Genomic DNA, 18,157 nt, shown 5'->3' on the forward strand with positions numbered 1-18,157 from the left:
TATCAAATTGTTTTTGGGCGGGTTTTAAAGCAATGACTGGAATTTGAATAGGCAAAAAAAACGCCTAACTGAGTTAGGCGTTTTTGAGGTTGTTTCGATATATTAAACTTTGTGCTTCATTAATCGTTCTTTTTCGCGTGACCAGTCTTTGTTCTTACCGTCTTCGCGTTTGTCATGCATTTTTTTACCCTTGCCTAGGTGAAACTCAAGTTTAACCCAGCATTTTTTCCAATACATGGCAGTGGCAATTAATGAATACCCGTCTCGCTCGGTAGCACCTACCAATCGGTCTAGCTCTCGTCTGCTTAAAAGCAGCTTTCGATAGCGCATAGGGTCACAAATTACATGGGTAGAGGCACTGTTAAGTGGCTGTATTTGACTGCCAAGTAAAAATGCTTCGCCATTTTTAAGGTGAATATAAGTTTCAGAGATATTTACTTTGCCAGCTCGGATGCTTTTTACTTCCCAGCCCTGCAGTTCGACACCTGCTTCAAACTTGTCGTGTAAAAAATACTCATGACGCGCCTTTTTATTCAACGCGATGGTATTCGTTGTCGATTTAGATGATTTTTTCTTAGCCATAGTGCCCATATTATACGTAAAGCTCTGCTTTTTACATCGATTTTTTAAATTTGAAGATAAAATTTGATGTAAATAAAGCGTCTTGAAAGTTTGGGGAAAAACGTAAAGCTTGCTAAAATTCGCCCACACAGTTGGGAGTGAGTATGCCACAAATAGAAAAAAGTGCGCTAGTAATGTATAGCAGCAAAGAGATGTTTGACTTAGTAAATGATGTGGATGCGTATCCTGAATTTTTACCACATTGTTCTGATGCAAAAATAGTTACTCAGCAAGCTAACACCATGACCGCCAGCTTAGAAATTTCAAAAGCAGGAATAAAAAAATGGTTTACTACACAAAACACGTTTGTTGATGAGAATACCGTAACTTTACGTTTAGTTGATGGTCCATTTAAATCGCTTCAGGGGCAATGGCATTTTCGTGCGTTGGATGAAAGTGCGTGCAAAGTAGAGTTGCGCTTAGAGTTTGAATTTTCAAGTAAATTAATCGAGTTAGCGTTTGGAAAAATTTTTAATGATGTTGCCAAAAATATGGTCAATGCGTTTACGCAAAGAGCAAAAGATGTTTATGGGCCAAGAATATGATTAATGTAGAAGTCGTATTTGCACTACCAACTACAGCGACGAGTTTGCAGGTATCTATGCCTGTTGGCAGTACCGCAGAAGAAGCTGTTATTAAGTCAGGTATACTAGAGAAGTGTCCTGAAATTGATGCATCAAAATTAACTCTTGGTGTTTGGAATCGAACGTGTAAATTAACTCAAGTGCTAGAGCAGGGCGATAGAATTGAAATCTATCGACCTTTAATTGCTGATCCAAAAGATGCAAGGCGTAAACGAGCAGAAAAAGCCAAAGATGAAGGTCGAGCTAACAAAATTACTGGCGGGCGCCCAATAGATAAAGCTAAATAGCATTAAACAAAAAAGGTTAGCAGCTGCTAACCTTTTACTATAATAAATAAAAGTTAGTTTATTGTTCTAAAGGCGTATTAAACTCTTCCGGTTGTTTGTAATCGCCAGATAAAGATACTAGCTTTTCATTTTCAAAATTAAGTGTGAGTGATTTACGCTGTTCATTCTCACGGCCTAGATTGAATGAATACAAATAGTGCCATGTATTTTTATCAAAAGCGTCTTCAGCGACAGGCTTACCTAGGACATAAACAACTTGTTCTCGTGTCATATTTATACGAAGTTTATCAACATCGGTTTGCTCTAAAAAGTTACCTTGGGGAATGTTGATACGGTAAACCCAGCTAGAACAACCTGCGGTTGCGCTTAAAGTAAGTGCGACAATAAACCAAAGAGAAAAAGATTTTAACGACTGCATTGTTAGTGTGGATCCTTATTTTTTATAAACTGCATAATACCGATTAGTCACCTAAGGTAAAACCTTTTTGCGCAATTGTTTGGCAGTTAATTTTTATTATCTATGTTTGGAGTAACAATTTGACCATAAAGGACGCTAAAAGTTTAACCGCTTTAAAAAATACTCAAACTGACGACGAAATAATGTGGTCTTTGTATGTAGTGCAAACCCGGTTTGGACATTGGTATACTGGTATTTCAACGAATGTATCTAGGCGATTTGCAGAACATCAAGCTGGTACAGGGGCTAAAAATTTACGCGGTAAGGGGCCGCTAACATTAATTTTTCAACAACAAGTCGGTAGCCGTAGTGCAGCAACAAAGTTAGAAATTAAAATAAAACGACTCACCAAAGCGCAAAAGCGAGAGTATGTAAACAGTTCTCAGACTGGAATCAAAACGCAATAAAATCAAGCTGACGAATAAAGCTTTCAATATAAACTACTGTGTCAATGTAGCGTGCTTGGTCGATATTTTCTATGGTATCTGTCGCTTTGTGATGGTTTCTATCAGCACCCATACCAAAATAAACAAATGGTATTTTTGCTTTAGCAAATGAATAATGATCACTGGCTTTGCGCCAATCAATTCGGTTATCGTTTATATAGCGATGCATCTGTTTGTTAGAACTACTAACACGTACTTTAATTGTATTTTTTTTAGCTTGTTTAGATAAACTTTTTACGTGCTGCTTGTGCTTATGCGGAGTAAAAGCGTATAAAATTGGCTTACTGGCTTTTACTGCGAGCATATCGAGGTTTATGTTGAGCACTGTCACATCAGTTGGTAACTGGTTAACTAAAAACTCACTACCGTGTAAGCCGTTCTCCTCGGCATCGGTTGCAACAAATATAACATTAAACTCAGGTGGGGTAGCTTGTAGTGTCATCGCTAAATACAGTAGTGCGCTTACGCCGCTGGCATTATCATTGGCGCCTGGGAATAGCTTTCTGCCTTTCATACCTAAGTGATCATAATGAGCTGTAATAACCAGCAATGGAGTCGTATGAGTGTGAGTTTTAAGATCAGCTATGATGTTGTTACCTGTCGCGCTAGAAAAGAAGCCACGAGTATATTCAAACTTCTGAGATTTAGCCGTATACCCTAACTCGGTAAATCGGCGTGTTATAAACTCAGCGCTCTTGATGGCTCCTAGGGTGTTTGTTTGTCTGCCTTGCAATGTTGGAGAACTTAAAAAAGTTAAGTCAGCTATTAATTGCTGTGATGCTCTATCGGCATAAGCAGGTGCTGTGGTACTTAAGTAAAGTAAGATGTAAATTATTACTCTAATAACCATCCACTTTTGCCGTCATATTGCTTAATGTTGTTAATTTCAACTGGTAACGCTTTTTATCATGTGCAAAGTTAGCATGCTTATTAGCTAAACGTAGTTGCTTATTGGCATGTTTAAGGTCGCCTAACTGAAAATATGTTCTGGCCAAGCCAAAGTAGCTATCATGAATTTGATTATCAAGACGCTTAGCTTTGCTGTAATGCTTAATTGCGTCTTGATAAGCTTTATTATGATAGGCAGTATGCCCTAAAGATATATGATAATAAGGGTTTGCTTGGCGTTTTTTATCAAGCATAGTCAAAATTTTATCGGCTTGATCGTGCCGTTCGGTAATTCGGTAAAGCAATGCTAAATTCCCCAGCGCAGTATTGTTATTTTCATCAATTGCCAACGCGTGATTATAAGCAAGCTCTGCATTATTCAATTGGTTGTGAATTCTTAAAAAAACAGCCAAGTTTCCCCATGCACCCGAATATAAAGGGTCGGCTTTAGTCGCTGCTAAAAAGTAACTGTACGCAGTATTATGCTGTTTCTTTAGCATAGCGGCTACCCCTTTATTGTTATAAAACATAGCCGTAATTCGTGTTTTTGAAATTGCACTCGTTTTAAACTTTTCAGAGCGAGAGTTAGGATCAAAGTCAACGACTAATGAATTTTCAGCGGTATAAACATAACTAATATTTGAACCACTATTACGAGGTGGCGAGACGCGTAGATTGATATGCCCCGTGAGTAAATTATACCCTTTATTTAGTGCCCAATACTCAGGAATATGCACTTGTTGAAATTGACTGTGCATACCTAAAAAGTCGGCCATACTGTAAGCTAAAATAGACAGAGATAGACAATTAGCATTCAAATCATTGTAAGCCTGATTCGCAATAAGCGTTGCACCTGATTGATATGACAGTGACGCGTCGCCATTATCGAGTAAAAATTGCAGTAGCTTGCGAGTTGAGCGCAAGTTGCGTTTATTGGCTGGAAATGCGGTAGTTAATTGCTGTTTTATGTCGTCATTGAGTTCAAATATTTCAGTTTCAGTTTCGACAGAAATAACAGTGAATTTTTGATTTTGGCTAATGTTTGGTGGGGCATCTAATTGCTTATTAGGTGTACTTTGGCAAGACGTGATAAAGCCAATGAATAACGGTATTACTAGGTATGTAAATCTGTTTGATGTTGTCATAATTCTGCCCCAATCAATCTTACACTTTACAAGTATAGTTTGTTTTTTGCTCGGAGCAGAATTCAATTGTTACAAAGCGTGTTTACTTAGCGCTTGTCAAAGGTTGCGACCAGTTTATCAAGTGTTTGAGCGCTATTAGCTAAATCACTAATTGCTTGCTCTGTACTGATTTGTTCTTGCATTGCTTTATCACTAATTTCACTTATTTGTTCTATGGTTCGCCCTACATCAGCGACCACGCTGCTTTGCTCTTCAGTTGCGGTAGCAATTAAAGTCGCCATATCGTTAATTTCATTAGCGGTATTGGTGATTGTTGTTAGTAATTGCACTGAATTTTGCATCGCAGATACACTATCTTGTGCTTTGTTTTTCGATAGACTAATGTTATTAACAACTTGGCTTGAGGTTGTTGTTAACTCCTCTATCATCGTTTGTATTTCGGTGGTTGATTGTGATGTTCTACTCGCAAGCGCACGCACTTCGTCAGCGACCACTGCAAAACCTCTACCGTGTTCACCCGCGCGAGCCGATTCAATAGCCGCATTCAAGGCCAATAAATTTGTTTGCTCTGAAATCCCACGTATAGAATCGACTATGGTAGCAATCGCGATGGTTTTTTGTGCCAGTTGCTCAACCTGCTGCGTGATCACATCAATATCATCAGCTAACGCAGAAATGGTTATTTGGCTTTGGGTAACTTGATGATGACTTTGCTCTGTGCTCGCTTTGCTATCTTCGGTTAACTTTGCAGCTGTTGCTGCACTGCTTGCTATTTCTTGTACTGTTGCACCCATTTCATTTATCGCAGCGGCTACTGATATCGTTTGAGCTTTTTGCGTATCCATCGCTTGTGAATTACGCTGTGTTTGATCAAACACATGTTGTGAACTTTGGCGTATTTCATGACTTTCACTGGCAACTTTTGCTATGGCTGTTTCAATTTTAGTAATAAATAAATTAAAACCATCACTTAGCTTTGCTAATTCAGGCTGTGTTGATTCAGGTAAGCGGTAGCCTAAGTTAGCATCGCCTGAGCCTAAGCGAGTAAAGAGTTCAGCCATGTTTAAAAGAGGGGACGACAGTGAACGTGCAAGTAACAAGCTAACTACCGAGGCGATAAATGCAATTAAAATAGCGAAGCTGATAATTTGCCATTGCAAGTCACTGATCCCAGAAAATACTTCATCTTTAGGTACTTGGGCCACCACAAATAATTGGGTTCCTTTGATGGGGCTAGCTGCAAGAAAATAAGCTTCATCGTTTAAGGTTACTTCTAATAAGTTAAATTCAGCGCTTTGTAACAGCTTGCTTGATACACCTTGTCCGTATAGGTTATCTAAACGGGCTTTAGCTACCTTATCTGCATCAGCATGCAGTTTTACTAATCCTTCATTATCGGCAATAAATACAAACCCAGTTTGTTCTATTTTGAACTGATTAAGTAGTGCCTGCATGGCTGAAATACTTTTTGCAAGTCCTGCTAAGCCGATACCGTTAGGTTGTTGGTGGTTAATAAACATTTTTACGTCATTTTCGCTTTCTTGAAAAATGCTGATAGAAAATGCTTGTTTACTCTGCTTAAAGTTATAAAACCATGCATCTTGTTGATTATTTAGTATTCGTAAAAAGCCATCTTGATTCCAATATTGTGCACTTTCACGGTTTGCCCAAGATGCTGTGGCTAAGTTGTATTGACGTTGGACGCGTTTTAATTCTTCGATTAAAACTTCATCATTAGTGTCATTGCTAGCCGCCCAATTGAGAATGAATCGATTGCTAGAAATTTGCTGAGCAGCACTTTTTAATTGATTTATTTCAATACTGATATAGTTGTTAATAGCCTGTACTTTGCTGGGCAGCTCTGAGCCAATCATACGTTGTTCAATGATTTTTTTGGCACTATAAATGGATGTAAGTCCAATTAAAGCTGCCACTAGCAGGGCAATGCAGATACCTAAAAGTGTAATCTTTTGCGGAATAGGGGTGCGTTGTAAGAACATAATTTTGTGTTTATTTACTACTTTGGATAGTTATTTTAGCACACTATTATAACAGCACGATGTTGATAGTTTTTGAAAGAGGAAAATGATGATTTTAACTTATATTAGGTTAATCAGTTAAAGCTAAATGTAAAAAGTATGAAAGATAACGAAAAAGCCCACAGCATAAGCGTGTGGGCTTGGTTTCTAACAAGCGAAACTTTTATTGTCCAGGGTTAATTAAACAATCTTTTTCATCGCAGACATATAGCCGCGTAGTTTTGCACCTACGATTTCTACTGGATGCTCACGTAATACTTTATTTATCTCGATTAATGTTTGGTTATCCACGTGGTTGCTTTGCTCACCAAGGCCTTTACCTATTACATCTGTAGAGATTCCTTTCATAAAATCAGCTAATAATGGTAAACAGGCATGGTTATATAAGTAACAACCGTATTCTGCTGTATCAGAAATAGTACGGTTCATTTCAAATAGTTTTTTACGCGCAATGGTATTTGCAATCAATGGCGTTTCATGCAGAGACTCATAATACGCTGACTCTTCAATAATGCCCGCTGCAGTCATGGTTTCAAAAGCAAGTTCAACGCCGGCTTTAACCATAGCAACCATTAAGATACCGTGATCAAAAAACTCTTGCTCAGTAATCTCCACATCACCAGCTGGGGTTTTTTCAAAGTTAGTTTCAGCTGTTTCTGCGCGCCATTTTAATAGGTTTGCATCATCATTTTCCCAATCTTCCATCATAACGCGAGAGAAAGTTCCGTCGATGATGTCATCTTGATGTTTATTATAAAGTGGGCGCATGATCTCTTTGAGCTGCTCACTTAATTCAAACGCTTTTACTTTTGCTGGGTTTGATAAGCGGTCAAGCATATTTGTTACGCCACCATACTTAAGTGCTTCAGTGATCACTTCCCAACCGTATTGAATTAACTTAGATGCATAGCCTGGCTCAATATCGTTTTCGATCATTTTATCGAAGCATAAGATCGAGCCAGTTTGTAACATACCGCAAAGGATAGTTTGCTCGCCCATTAAGTCAGACTTTACTTCAGCAATGAATGATGACTTTAGTACACCAGCTCTGTGACCACCAGTGCCTGCCGCATAGGCTTTTGCTTGCGCTAAACCATGGCCTTGAGGATCGTTTTCTGGGTGTACGGCAATAAGTGTTGGAACACCAAAACCACGTTTATATTCTTCACGTACTTCAGAGCCTGGGCATTTCGGGGCAACCATGATAACGGTAATATCGTCACGGACTTGCATGCCTTCTTCAACAATGTTGAAACCATGTGAATAAGCAAGTGTAGAGCCTTGTTTCATCATTGGCATAATTGCACTGACAACTGCTGTGTGCTGCTTATCTGGTGTTAAATTAAGTACTACATCAGCAGTAGGAATTAATTCCTCATAAGTTCCTACTGTAAAGCCATTTTCAGAAGCATTTAAAAATGATTGGCGGCGCTCACTGATTGCTGAATCACGTAATGTATAAGAAACATCAAGGCCTGAGTCACGTAAGTTAAGGCCTTGATTTAAACCTTGTGCACCACAACCAACAATAACCAGCTTTTTACCTTTTAGTGCTTGTACACCATCAGCAAACTCAGCAGGGTCCATAAATTCACACTGTGCTAATTGAGCTAATTGCTCGCGTAAAGGTAGAGTATTAAAATAATTCGCCATTGTTAGTATCCTATATATTCATATTTGTTAGATGCAAGCTCATTTGGTCTTGCTTGTAGCTACCATAAGTAAAATTCATCCTTGCGTAAAATGATATATTTGCATTAAAGTGTTTCATAAAATGAAATGTTGTTATAGAGCTTTATAAAATGGACCATAAACGTTTAGATTATTTTTTGGTGTTAGCTAAAACGCTACATTTTGCTCGTGCTAGTGAGCTTTGCCATATTAGTGCGCCGACATTAAGTCGCAATATTAAACAGCTTGAAGAGGAAGTAGGTGTTGCTTTATTTAGTCGAGATAACCGTAGTGTTAAATTAACACGAGAAGGGGAGTCATTTATTGATTATGCCAATGCGACACTGGCTAATTGGCAACGTTTTCGTACCAATATGCAAGATCCTGAACAATTAATTTATGGTAAAGTGAGTATCTATTGCTCTGTAACGGCTTCTTATAGCTTTCTACATCAAATATTAGAGCAGCTGCGGCTGAAGCATCAACATATTGAAATAAAGCTCAACACAGGTGATCCTGCTTTAGCTATTAATCGTGTGTTAGATTCTCACGAAGCAATGGCCATTGCTGCCAAACCAGATAGGCTACCTGCACAAATCGCTTTTGCCAGTATTGGTTATTCTTCATTGGTTTTTATAGCGCCTAGAAGCCCATGTAGCATTACTGAAAAACTGGCCAATTTTAGCAATACTATCAACTGGTCACAGTTAGAGTTTATTGTTCCTGAGCAAGGCTTTACTCGACAGCGATTAGAACATTGGTGGAGTAAAAACAATATTAACGCGAAAATTTATGCTCAGGTGGCTGGTCATGAAGCCATGGTCTCCATGGTGAGCTTGGGCTTGGGTATAGCCATGGTGCCAAAGATCGTATTAGATAATTCCCCACTAAAAGATAAAGTTCAAATAATTAACGATCAATGTGAAGCACCAGCAGGTTTTGAAATAGGACTTGCTGTACTAAGAAAAGAGCTCAGTGATCCAGCCTTAACAGCATTGTGGGATATTGCGCAAGAGTTGAAGGAAATAAATAGTACTTCGCTAAATATGATTTAAGTACATATGTATCAAAAGTGTGAATGATTGTAATCAGTTAGGGATAAGTGATTAATACCTTGCTATTATGGCGTTATCAGTAGTTCTAATCTATATAAGAAAAACAATGAAGTTGATAACTTATATTCTGGGAGTAGTTAGTATCTCTTTTGGCCTTGTGACTGCATCTTTTGCACAACAATCCGAAGTTGATCCTAGCCAGAATATTACCACAGGGCAGTGGCACCTCAGTTTAAATACTGGGCTAGGTGTTATGACTAACCCATTGCAAGGTGGTGATGATTTACCTTTAGTATTGCTCCCTGAAGTTGCTTATTACGCCGAACAATTCTTTTTTGATAACGGCCGTATTGGTTACAGTTTAAAACCTGACTCACCCCATGTATTTAACCTCGTTGCTGAATTAAATCCCGAAACGCGCTTTTTTGTTGATTGGCACCCAAGCAACATATTCGCTTTATCGACATCGAACTCATTAAGTTCAGTACAGAATGAGCAACTAGAACAACAGCCTAAAATAGCCATAAATGAATTAGATAAACGAAAGTGGGCATTGGATGCGGGGTTAAGCTACCATTATATTCACCATCAACATGTGTTTTCTATGCAGGCTTTAGCTGATGTATCTGGTGTATATGAAGGTTGGCGCACAGCCTTACAATGGCAGATGCACCGTAAACTAGGTGAACTACAAATAAAGCCAAGTCTAGGTATTTGGTATAAATCAGCCAAACTGAATGACTATTTTTATGGGGTAGCAAAAAAAGAAAGCTCATATGGTGCAATTGCTGTTGGTAGTAGCTGGCAGCCTTATGCTAAAATAGACGCCCGCTGGCCATTAAGTGAGGCCAATTCAGTGCGTTTTCATTTGGCATATTATGATTATTCTGCTTTAGATGACAGTCCGCTGTTCGAGCAAACGTATTCAATGACTGCTTTTATAGGAATTGATCATATTTTTTAATATGAAGTATCTACATTGTGCTGTGTACACTGTATTTTTGGTTTTTTGGCCAAGTAATGCAGTTGCAAAAAAAGGTAAGCTTAGCGTATCACCCAAAGTCTGTGTGGTTTCAGAACAACAAGATTTTTGTGATCTTGATTTAAAGTTTACAATCACATTGCCGCAGGCAATGGACGTGTGTTTGTATCAGCAAAAGCAACAGTTAAAATGCTGGCAAAAAATGCAATTTACTCACTTTGAATATAAAGCGCATGTTCAGGTTGAAACCATATACTCCTTGATCAATTCTCACACGGAAAAACCTATAGCGGCCGCAAGCATTGAAGTACAAAGCACTCATGCTAAAACTACTCGGCGCAGGTTACGTTCTCCGTGGAGCTTTTTTTAATTCTGGAGCTGCAAATGGCAAAAATTTTACTCGTTGAAGATGATTTAGGATTACAGCAATTAACACGAGATTACTTAGAAAGTAATGGCCTTGAAGTTGCGGTACTTGACCGTGGTGATGAGGTATTTGACTACCTTGAAAACAACCAAATAGATTTAATGATTCTAGATGTTATGTTGCCGGGCAAAGACGGCTTTAGCGTGTGTCGCCAAGTGCGAGATAAATTTAGTTTGCCTATTTTAATGCTTACTGCAAAAGGTGAGGATTTTGACCAAGTAATAGGGTTAGAGTTAGGCGCGGATGATTACGTAATTAAGCCTGTTGAGCCTCGTGTTTTGTTAGCCCGTATAAGTGCTTTACTTAGACGTGGTCAAGCAACAATTAAAGTGCCTGAAGAGCTTCAATTTGGTGATTTGAATATTGATAAAACGAGCCGAATTGTACGCTTAAAAAACAGTGAAATTACACTGACTTCTCATGAATTTGAGTTACTTTGGTTATTAGCATCAAATGCAGGTGAAGTGTTAAGTCGTGAGCATGTACATCAGCACATGATAGGGCGCCAGTACGATGGCTTAGACCGCACCGTAGACGTACGAGTATCTCGTATTCGCAAAAAGCTAGGTGATAATAGCGATAAGCCTTATCGTATCAAAACAGTCTGGGGACAGGGTTACTTATTTGTCTCAGATGCGTGGGGGATGTAATCCTTAATGGGGAAACTGTTTGCAAGTTTATATTTGTATATTATAGTTTCCCTGTTTCTAGTTAGCGGGGTTATTGAACAGCTTTGGCCCTATGAAGACTCGCAACAACAATTATCTCTCGATGATGAGTTTGGTCAATCCCTTTGGCTACTAGCTCAAACAGAACAAGGTGTTGCCCATATATCGGCAAATTTCGGCAGCAATATAGTACCAAAGCAAGATTTAGTCCTGCCAGAAGTTCAACAACAGACATTACAAAATAAGCAGTATATCTATCTATTTGATCAGCAACAGCGCGCCATTTGGTATGTCGCACTCGATAGTGAGCGGTTATTGCAAATTGGGCCTATAGACGTCTCAGCACCTGCGTTTTCTTCTGTTTGGCCATATTTATTATTGTTGTGTGTCGTCGGTATCCCAGTTGGTTTGTGGAGCTTCCTACTGTGGCGGGACTTTTCCAAATTGCGACAAGCTTGTGAAGCGGTTGATGGCTCACAAGATTTTGAATTAAGTGAATCATCAAAGTCGTTCTTTCTGCCTATTACAGACACGTTAAGCGCGATGCAGCTTCGTATTCAGCACTTATTGAATGCTCATCAAGAGCTTACGTCATCAGTTTCACATGAATTTAGAACACCTTTAGCGCGACTAAAGTTTGCTCTGGCCATGCTTGAGGAGCGCATAACCGATGAAAAATCGTTCGATTACATCGATACTATGCAGCTAGATATTATCGAATTGGAGTCTTTAGTAAAAGAGATGTTAGATTATGCTCGTCTTGATAGTCAACAGCCAAACATGACATTGCAGCAATATGACTTAGTGCAACTAGTACAAAGTGTCATCACTAAACTCAATTTTGCTACCGAAGTAAAATTAGTGACAAACTTACCACAACATTATGTTTATGTATGCGATAGTCACTTTATTGCACGTTGCATTCAAAATTTGATAGGTAATGCGCTTAAGTATGCACAGCATCAAGTTAAAGTTAGCCTTGTGGATGAGCCTCAGAGTATATTGCTGATAGTAGAAGATGATGGCCCAGGTATAGAACAATCACAATGGGAAACTGTATTCAAACCCTTCGCACGGTTGGATAAAAGTCGAGATAAAAAAACCGGCGGCTTTGGTTTAGGTCTAGCAATTGTGGCTAAAATTGTTTCTTGGCACCAAGGAAGCTGTGAAGTTAGCAACTCTTCTTTTGGTGGCGCGAAACTAACAGTTCGATTGAATAAGTAGCAATAAAAAAAGCGCCAATTAGGCGCTTTTTCATGGTTTAAACCAAAATCAACAAGTAGCAAAGTAATAGACTACAGCCTTGTAAGTAAGTTCATTTTAAAATTAATATTTTTTATTTTTTAAAAGTGGCATTAACATTTCTTCCAAGCCATTAAGTTTGACTTCATACATCATGGCTAATTGGCTACCAAGTTGTCCTGCTGGAAAGCCTTGTTGTTTAAACCATACTAGATAGGGTTCGGGTAGTAATAGTAAAGGGCGGCCAGCGTATTTACCAAATGGCATTTTTGTATTGATGGCACTTTTAAGTAGTTCGGGGTCCATTTTCAACTTAGGCAAATATAGTTAGCTGATTAGCTTATAACATTATAAGAAAAGAAAATAGGCTGTGACGGGCAAGAAACAGCCTATTTAAGCGAGGGAGTAGGCCTCGCTGTTTGCTTAATGAATTTGATAACTTGGTTTTTTTACAAAGCCTAATTGCTTTAAGCGATTAATGATTGATGGATCGTCAATACGATGCGGTGTTTCACTTTTCCGTAAAAAGTGATCACTTGGTACCTGATACACATCAAGCATTTTATGGAAAAGCACATCACGCATAGTCATCGCTGTCATTCCATTATTTTGCATTTCGTCTAGGCGATTTTGCAGCTCGACTAGTTTAGAGGTTTTGGAATCATCAGCCACTGCTGTAAACTGTAAACTCAACTTATATTTCATAGAAAAACCTTTAACATTGCAAAAATTAAAAAATAATTGACTATGTTTATGTGCACATAAAAAATTAATTTCTGTGTTAAAAATAGATACTTACGAATTATCAATGACCGCAGTTTACTCTGTTTTACGGGGGGAAAGCCAATTTGGATGTAAAGCTTTGTAAATGTACTTGACTTTATAATGGGTACTTAAAATAAGGCCGCTTTAGCTGTCTAGATATAACTCAATGAATATTAAATAAAAATAGTTATCAGTTCCTTGTTTGGTACTGATAACTATTTTTTCTTAGTGTTTACCATTAAGAAAATAATTTTTGTTTAACATGCTCAGCAAAGCCACTACCTGCTTCTAGGTAGAAGTTGTAGGTCGAATCAACACCCATTTCTTCTAGTTCTTTTTGCTGATCGGGGTAGTTTGCAATAGCAGTCACCTGTCCTTGATAGCCAGAAGCTTTGAGTTGTTCAAGAGCAAAAATATTTTGCATGTGCTTTGGCATAGCCAACATGATCATTTCGACATGGGAGTGATTAACTCGTTGCCAAAAGTCAGGATCGGTCGCATCAGCGAGTAGGGCTTTACGTCCACGGCTAATGTGCTTATCGACTACTTCAGGTTTAATATCAACACCAGCAACAACCCCTGGATGAGTAACATTGATTGTTTCATATGCACCGGTTCCAATACGACCCATACCAAAAATAACGATTTTTGTGTTGTTTAGGTTAACAGGTAACTCTTCTGCTAAACGGGTTGGGCTTTCAAACCGTAGCAGCCATTTTTCAATTTTAACGTAAATTTCGTTGGAGCGTTTATTCAGTGGTGAGGCAATAACAAATGTAAGCGACACGGCAATGGCCACAACCGCCAACCACTCTGGAGTAATCATACCACTCGTTGTTGCGACCATGCATACAATTAAACCAAACTCACTGTAATTTGTTAACGTAAACGCACTTAATAAAGATGTACGGGCACGTAATTTAAATACATTGGTTAGCATGTAATAAACTACCACTTTTAATGGCAATACACATACGATAACTAAAGCGATAAATAGTGAGTTAATTGTCAGCTCAGCGCCTAAGCCAATGGTTAAGAAAAATCCAACTAAGAGAATTTCTTTTAAGTTGAGGAGTGATTTAGCAAGCTCACTGGCTTTTCTGTGTGGTGCGAAAATCATGCCGATAATGAGCGCTCCTAAGTCACCTTTCAGGCCTGCAAACTCAAAAGCATGATAGCCAACAACTAAAGCAAAAAAGAAGCCAAACAAGGGTAAGAGCTCACCATGTTTAGAGCGATTCAATATCCAAAACATGATAGGGCGAAGCAAAGGCAATAATACAAACAGCGCTAATGCCCAGCCGTTAGGTATTTTACCTGTACTAATGGCTAAAAAGATGACGGCAAAAATATCTTGCATAACTAAGATACCAATAGCAATTTTACCGTGGAGGCTGGCCATTTCACCACGCTCTTCAAGCACTTTCACTGCAAATACGGTACTAGAGAAACTAAACGCAAACCCGACTAATAAGGCACTTTGCCAACTCAGCTCTTTAAATAAAGGGAGTGCAAGCGAGCCAAGTAAAAGCATCAAGCCACAAAAGAGTAAGCTACTAAAAATGATATGTAATGAAGCGGGAGCCCAGACTTGTGGCTTAATTAAGTTTGCGACCCGAAGTTTTAAGCCAATACTAAAAAGCAGTAAAGTTACACCTAGGTTAGCAATTGAGTTGAGTAACTCAGTGGTTTTAAATCCTGCTAAATTTAACGCAAAACCTGCAACTAAAAAACCAATTAATGGTGGAAGCTTAAGTTGGTAAACGACAAAACCGCAGACAAAGGCTGCTGCAAAATATAATAGTTCCATAATACTTAGTGTGACTTCATTTGGTATAACAGTGTATCGAAAGATCAGCATTTTTGAAATTAAATAGTATGTAATGTGATTATGAAAACAACATAATTCAGGTTTGCTTTGTATGAAAAACACTCTCTTTCACATTTTTTAGCTGAAAATATAAAGAAATCACTACTTTTTCGCTGACATACGCTTTTAAATGTGGTTAAGATGCAGTAACAAAGGATTTTAAGTGCAACTTTAGTAGCGAGTAAGCTGTACTTAAGGAGAAATAGATGTTTAAAAAGATTCTTGCATCAGTTGGTATTGGTGCAGCAAAAGTTGATACCATTTTAGAAACTGAACACCTGCAACCAGGACAAAAGTTTAATGCTCAGATCGTCATAACCGCAGGCGATGTTAGCCAAGAGATTTCAGGTCTTGATCTTGCCCTTATGACTCGTGTCAAAGTAGAAGGCGAGGATGGCAGCTATTTTACTAATCACGTGATTGATAAGTGGCGCATCACAGACATTGGTACAATAGAGCCAGGTCAAGAAAAGCATATTCCGTTTGAAGCACGCTTGCACTCAGAAACACCTATTACAGAAATTAACGCTGGCTATAATCAATCTCATGTTTGGCTTGAAACGGGGTTAGATATTGATTTAGCGCTTGATCCAAGTGATAAAGATCATCTGCATATTTACCCTAATGACGCTGTTAATACATTTATGCAAGCAATGGATAAACTGGGTTTTAGTTTGGTTAAAGCTGATGTTGAAAAGGGCTTTTTACGCGCTTCAACATTTAGTTCGGTATCGGGTTGTTATCAAGAGCTAGAATATAAGCCTAACAGTCGTAGCTTGTTTGGTCTGCAAGAAGTTGAGCTATCTTTTGTACCTGAAGCGCATAAAACTCACGTCTTAATTGAGTTAGACAGGGCGTTTCGTGGTGATGGTTATGTTGATCTTACTATAGAGCATGACCATGTTAACCTTTCGCAATTGTGCGACCAACTTGAGCGCTTATTTGCTTAAACCACTACTAACCATAGCTTACACAGCCCAGCATAGCCTGGGCTTTTTTATCAGGGTTTTTTATGAATTTAACAGTTAAGCCATTTTCTGCACTCACAACCAAAGAGTTGTTTATTATTGCTAAAGGGAGAATTGATGTATTTGTAGTGGAGCAAGCCTGTGCATACCCAGAGCTAGATGAAGTCGATTGCCACAGTGCAACACAACACCTGTATTGGTTTGATGTAGAGCGACTGGGTGCTTATGCCCGTTGCTATGTTAAAAATGAACAGTACAGTGCTATTGGGCGGGTACTGATCAATGAATCACAGCGTGGTAGTGGACTTGCGCATAAATTAGTGAAGCAGGCTATCGCTGTTTGCATTGAGCAATGGCCCAGTAAGGATGTGTATATAGGTGCGCAAACCTACTTACTGGATTTCTATCGTGGTTTTGGATTTACAGCCATTGCACAACCCTATTTAGAAGACGGTATTGAACATCAAGATATGATTTTAAAAAATCCATCAGCTTAGCTGATGGATTTAATTATTAACCAAATATAGAGTTAATGAATACAAGTCCGATTGCAATTGGGCAAATAAACTTTATGTACCAAGGCCATATTTTCCAAAATAAGCTGTTAGCTACATCTGGGCAGCCTTGTTTTATTTCGTTCAGTAGTGAGTTTCTATACCAAATCCAGCCAACAAACAGGCAGCACATCAAGCCCAGTAGCGGCTGACCAAATTTGGTGGTTATAGTGATTACTAAACCAAATAAAGCGCCAAAGTTAATTACAATGATTGAACTTACCAAGGTAATTATTGCACCGATTAGCCAGGTTGCTTTTACCCTATCTAGTGAAAAGCGCTCAACAGCATATGATACAGGAGCTTCAAGCATAGAAATTGAAGAGGTGAGTGCAGCTATACTCATTAACGCAAAAAAAGCAAAACCCACAAATAGGCCTATTGTGCCCATACCATCAAATAGCGCCGGTAATACCTGAAACACTAGCGTGTCCTCTGATAGCAATTTACCTGTATCACTGAAAATCTCAACGCCTTGTGCTTGCGCTACATACATGGCCGGGATAATCAGTAACCCCGCAACAAAGGCGATGAATACATCAATTAGGGTTACATAAGCACCCAGTGACACAAGATTTTCTTTTTTACTGATATAAGAGCCATAAATGATCATCACACTGGTCCCAAGTGACAATGAAAAGAATGCTTGGCCCAAAGCATTAACTAATAATTCTGGGTTTAGAATTGAGCTAAAATCAGGCACTAAGTAGGCTTTAAGACCTGTCATTGCACCTTCTTGCATCATTACATAAACAATCAGCGCAAATAAAATAGATAATAGTGCAGGCATTAAGCGTTTTGACCATTTTTCAATGCCATTCTCAACGCCACGACTAATAATAGCAACGGTTAATACTATGAAACCTGCGGTAAATAATAGGTTTCTTGATAGTGATTGTTCACTTAACCAACTGGCAGCGCTATCACTACCGCTAAGTGTTGCGATGGGAGCAAAAGTCGCACTTATCATCCAACCTGCCACTATGGCATAAAAGCTTAGAATTAGTCCGGCACAAATAATCCCACCAAAGCCAACAACAAAGGCAAACCGCTTTTGTGTGTCAGAATTCGAAATTTTACGTAAAGAGGAAACTGCATTTGCTTGGCCATGGCGGCCAATTGTCAGTTCAGCCATCAATGCTGGATAGGCTAAACAAAAAGCAAGGATAAGATAAGCAACCAAAAATGCTGCACCGCCATTACTGGCCGTTTGGGTGGGGAATCCCCAAATATTTCCCAGACCCACCGCTGAGCCTGCGGCGGCCATGATGAATCCAAATCGGGAGCTGAACTCCCCTCTAACTGCGCTCATTATTATTACTTCTCTATTGTGTGACGGCGGTGACAATCTACTGTAAATGCTAAAAAATAAAAAGCACTTATTTAGGCATTCAATTATGACAAGCTATCGTTTGATTAATTTTAATCCATGCAAACCTGAAATTAATGGCTAAGTTACTGTATAGAAACAGTATCCTAGTTAAAGCT

Annotated in this window: 20 protein-coding genes; 10 read left to right on the forward strand and 10 right to left on the reverse strand. The window is 38.8% G+C overall.

Features of this window, described 5'->3' with window-relative positions; translation table 11 throughout:
- Window positions 1-102: 102 nt before the first annotated feature.
- The gene (gene smpB, locus AAEU30_RS05625; RefSeq protein WP_087530942.1) at window positions 103-582 is read right to left on the reverse strand and encodes an SsrA-binding protein SmpB; all 480 of its coding nucleotides are present in this window, start codon (window positions 580-582) and stop codon (window positions 103-105) included.
- Window positions 583-725: 143 nt separating this feature from the next.
- Here smpB and AAEU30_RS05630 point away from each other — a divergent pair, with 143 nt between their 5' ends.
- Window positions 726-1,166: a type II toxin-antitoxin system RatA family toxin gene (locus tag AAEU30_RS05630; protein ID WP_421959685.1), complete on the forward strand. Its 441-nt coding sequence runs from the start codon at window positions 726-728 to the stop codon at window positions 1,164-1,166.
- On the forward strand, window positions 1,163-1,492 hold the full coding sequence (locus AAEU30_RS05635) for an RnfH family protein (RefSeq protein WP_421959686.1): 330 nt from the start codon (window positions 1,163-1,165) through the stop codon (window positions 1,490-1,492). Before AAEU30_RS05630 ends, AAEU30_RS05635 begins: the two co-directional genes overlap by 4 nt.
- A 58-nt stretch (window positions 1,493-1,550) precedes the next feature.
- Here the strand turns inward: AAEU30_RS05635 and AAEU30_RS05640 are convergent, their stop codons facing one another.
- The gene (locus tag AAEU30_RS05640) at window positions 1,551-1,910 is read right to left on the reverse strand and encodes an outer membrane protein assembly factor BamE (RefSeq protein ID WP_421959687.1); all 360 of its coding nucleotides are present in this window, start codon (window positions 1,908-1,910) and stop codon (window positions 1,551-1,553) included.
- Window positions 1,911-2,029: 119 nt separating this feature from the next.
- Between AAEU30_RS05640 and AAEU30_RS05645 the strand changes: the two genes are divergently transcribed.
- Window positions 2,030-2,356 carry a GIY-YIG nuclease family protein gene (locus tag AAEU30_RS05645; RefSeq protein ID WP_421959688.1) on the forward strand — a complete coding sequence of 109 codons (327 nt, stop codon included), beginning with the start codon at window positions 2,030-2,032 and terminating at the stop codon, window positions 2,354-2,356.
- Here the strand turns inward: AAEU30_RS05645 and AAEU30_RS05650 are convergent.
- The 4 genes from AAEU30_RS05650 to ilvC form a co-directional block, all read right to left on the reverse strand.
- Window positions 2,343-3,245, reverse strand: coding sequence for a M28 family peptidase (locus tag AAEU30_RS05650; protein ID WP_421959689.1), 903 nt, complete (start codon window positions 3,243-3,245; stop codon window positions 2,343-2,345). The genes AAEU30_RS05645 and AAEU30_RS05650 overlap by 14 nt on opposite strands.
- Window positions 3,235-4,428 (reverse strand): tetratricopeptide repeat protein, encoded by a 1,194-nt coding sequence (locus AAEU30_RS05655; protein WP_421959690.1) that lies wholly within the window; start codon window positions 4,426-4,428, stop codon window positions 3,235-3,237. Before AAEU30_RS05655 ends, AAEU30_RS05650 begins: the two co-directional genes overlap by 11 nt.
- 86 nt (window positions 4,429-4,514) lie before the next feature.
- The gene (locus AAEU30_RS05660) at window positions 4,515-6,428 is read right to left on the reverse strand and encodes a methyl-accepting chemotaxis protein (protein WP_421959691.1); all 1,914 of its coding nucleotides are present in this window, start codon (window positions 6,426-6,428) and stop codon (window positions 4,515-4,517) included.
- 219 nt (window positions 6,429-6,647) lie between these two features.
- A complete protein-coding gene (gene ilvC, locus AAEU30_RS05665; RefSeq protein ID WP_421959692.1) occupies window positions 6,648-8,120 on the reverse strand; it encodes a ketol-acid reductoisomerase in 1,473 nt (490 codons plus the stop codon).
- Between the two features lie 149 nt (window positions 8,121-8,269).
- Here ilvC and ilvY point away from each other — a divergent pair, with 149 nt between their 5' ends.
- The 5 genes from ilvY (at window position 8,270) to AAEU30_RS05690 (ending at window position 12,494) form a co-directional block, all read left to right on the forward strand.
- Complete coding sequence (gene ilvY, locus AAEU30_RS05670; protein WP_421959693.1) at window positions 8,270-9,193, forward strand: HTH-type transcriptional activator IlvY; 924 nt, start codon at window positions 8,270-8,272, stop codon at window positions 9,191-9,193.
- 106 nt (window positions 9,194-9,299) lie between these two features.
- A complete protein-coding gene (locus AAEU30_RS05675) occupies window positions 9,300-10,157 on the forward strand; it encodes a MipA/OmpV family protein (protein WP_421959694.1) in 858 nt (285 codons plus the stop codon).
- A 1-nt stretch (window position 10,158) separates the two neighbouring features.
- Window positions 10,159-10,545, forward strand: a complete 387-nt coding sequence (locus AAEU30_RS05680) for a DUF3019 domain-containing protein (protein ID WP_087530827.1) — start codon at window positions 10,159-10,161, stop codon at window positions 10,543-10,545.
- Window positions 10,546-10,559: 14 nt separating this feature from the next.
- Window positions 10,560-11,252 (forward strand): response regulator, encoded by a 693-nt coding sequence (locus AAEU30_RS05685; protein ID WP_421959695.1) that lies wholly within the window; start codon window positions 10,560-10,562, stop codon window positions 11,250-11,252.
- Between the two features lie 6 nt (window positions 11,253-11,258).
- Window positions 11,259-12,494, forward strand: coding sequence for an ATP-binding protein (locus AAEU30_RS05690; RefSeq protein WP_421959696.1), 1,236 nt, complete (start codon window positions 11,259-11,261; stop codon window positions 12,492-12,494).
- 102 nt (window positions 12,495-12,596) lie between these two features.
- Here AAEU30_RS05690 and AAEU30_RS05695 read toward each other — a convergent pair whose 3' ends face one another.
- The 3 genes from AAEU30_RS05695 to AAEU30_RS05705 all read right to left on the reverse strand — a co-directional run bounded on the left by AAEU30_RS05695 (window position 12,597) and on the right by AAEU30_RS05705 (window position 15,087).
- A complete protein-coding gene (locus AAEU30_RS05695; RefSeq protein WP_421959697.1) occupies window positions 12,597-12,818 on the reverse strand; it encodes a DUF3820 family protein in 222 nt (73 codons plus the stop codon).
- Window positions 12,819-12,935: 117 nt separating this feature from the next.
- The gene (locus AAEU30_RS05700) at window positions 12,936-13,217 is read right to left on the reverse strand and encodes a hypothetical protein (RefSeq protein ID WP_421959698.1); all 282 of its coding nucleotides are present in this window, start codon (window positions 13,215-13,217) and stop codon (window positions 12,936-12,938) included.
- A 298-nt stretch (window positions 13,218-13,515) separates the two neighbouring features.
- Window positions 13,516-15,087, reverse strand: coding sequence for a cation:proton antiporter domain-containing protein (locus AAEU30_RS05705; RefSeq protein ID WP_421959699.1), 1,572 nt, complete (start codon window positions 15,085-15,087; stop codon window positions 13,516-13,518).
- A gap of 266 nt (window positions 15,088-15,353) precedes the next feature.
- Here AAEU30_RS05705 and AAEU30_RS05710 point away from each other — a divergent pair, with 266 nt between their 5' ends.
- Window positions 15,354-16,097: a sporulation protein gene (locus AAEU30_RS05710; RefSeq protein WP_087530822.1), complete on the forward strand. Its 744-nt coding sequence runs from the start codon at window positions 15,354-15,356 to the stop codon at window positions 16,095-16,097.
- 62 nt (window positions 16,098-16,159) lie between these two features.
- Window positions 16,160-16,612 carry a GNAT family N-acetyltransferase gene (locus AAEU30_RS05715; RefSeq protein WP_421959700.1) on the forward strand — a complete coding sequence of 151 codons (453 nt, stop codon included), beginning with the start codon at window positions 16,160-16,162 and terminating at the stop codon, window positions 16,610-16,612.
- Between the two features lie 16 nt (window positions 16,613-16,628).
- Here the strand turns inward: AAEU30_RS05715 and AAEU30_RS05720 are convergent, their stop codons facing one another.
- Window positions 16,629-17,981 carry a sodium-dependent transporter gene (locus tag AAEU30_RS05720; protein WP_421959701.1) on the reverse strand — a complete coding sequence of 451 codons (1,353 nt, stop codon included), beginning with the start codon at window positions 17,979-17,981 and terminating at the stop codon, window positions 16,629-16,631.
- Window positions 17,982-18,157: the final 176 nt, after the last annotated feature.

It is taken from the genome of Pseudoalteromonas mucoides (genome assembly GCF_049257175.1).
Taxonomy (GTDB): domain Bacteria; phylum Pseudomonadota; class Gammaproteobacteria; order Enterobacterales; family Alteromonadaceae; genus Pseudoalteromonas.

Bases quoted from the DNA above. Each gene is read 5' to 3' on its own strand.
- smpB (WP_087530942.1), bottom strand. From the start codon at position 582: ATGGCTAAGAAAAAATCATCTAAATCGACAACGAATACCATCGCGTTG.
- AAEU30_RS05630 (WP_421959685.1), top strand. From the start codon at position 726: ATGCCACAAATAGAAAAAAGTGCGCTAGTAATGTATAGCAGCAAAGAG.
- AAEU30_RS05635 (WP_421959686.1), top strand. From the start codon at position 1,163: ATGATTAATGTAGAAGTCGTATTTGCACTACCAACTACAGCGACGAGT.
- AAEU30_RS05640 (WP_421959687.1), bottom strand. From the start codon at position 1,910: ATGCAGTCGTTAAAATCTTTTTCTCTTTGGTTTATTGTCGCACTTACT.
- AAEU30_RS05650 (WP_421959689.1), bottom strand. From the start codon at position 3,245: ATGGTTATTAGAGTAATAATTTACATCTTACTTTACTTAAGTACCACA.
- AAEU30_RS05655 (WP_421959690.1), bottom strand. From the start codon at position 4,428: ATGACAACATCAAACAGATTTACATACCTAGTAATACCGTTATTCATT.
- AAEU30_RS05660 (WP_421959691.1), bottom strand. From the start codon at position 6,428: ATGTTCTTACAACGCACCCCTATTCCGCAAAAGATTACACTTTTAGGT.
- ilvC (WP_421959692.1), bottom strand. From the start codon at position 8,120: ATGGCGAATTATTTTAATACTCTACCTTTACGCGAGCAATTAGCTCAA.
- ilvY (WP_421959693.1), top strand. From the start codon at position 8,270: ATGGACCATAAACGTTTAGATTATTTTTTGGTGTTAGCTAAAACGCTA.
- AAEU30_RS05675 (WP_421959694.1), top strand. From the start codon at position 9,300: ATGAAGTTGATAACTTATATTCTGGGAGTAGTTAGTATCTCTTTTGGC.
- AAEU30_RS05680 (WP_087530827.1), top strand. From the start codon at position 10,159: ATGAAGTATCTACATTGTGCTGTGTACACTGTATTTTTGGTTTTTTGG.
- AAEU30_RS05685 (WP_421959695.1), top strand. From the start codon at position 10,560: ATGGCAAAAATTTTACTCGTTGAAGATGATTTAGGATTACAGCAATTA.
- AAEU30_RS05690 (WP_421959696.1), top strand. From the start codon at position 11,259: ATGGGGAAACTGTTTGCAAGTTTATATTTGTATATTATAGTTTCCCTG.
- AAEU30_RS05695 (WP_421959697.1), bottom strand. From the start codon at position 12,818: ATGGACCCCGAACTACTTAAAAGTGCCATCAATACAAAAATGCCATTT.
- AAEU30_RS05700 (WP_421959698.1), bottom strand. From the start codon at position 13,217: ATGAAATATAAGTTGAGTTTACAGTTTACAGCAGTGGCTGATGATTCC.
- AAEU30_RS05705 (WP_421959699.1), bottom strand. From the start codon at position 15,087: ATGGAACTATTATATTTTGCAGCAGCCTTTGTCTGCGGTTTTGTCGTT.
- AAEU30_RS05710 (WP_087530822.1), top strand. From the start codon at position 15,354: ATGTTTAAAAAGATTCTTGCATCAGTTGGTATTGGTGCAGCAAAAGTT.
- AAEU30_RS05715 (WP_421959700.1), top strand. From the start codon at position 16,160: ATGAATTTAACAGTTAAGCCATTTTCTGCACTCACAACCAAAGAGTTG.
- AAEU30_RS05720 (WP_421959701.1), bottom strand. From the start codon at position 17,981: ATGAGCGCAGTTAGAGGGGAGTTCAGCTCCCGATTTGGATTCATCATG.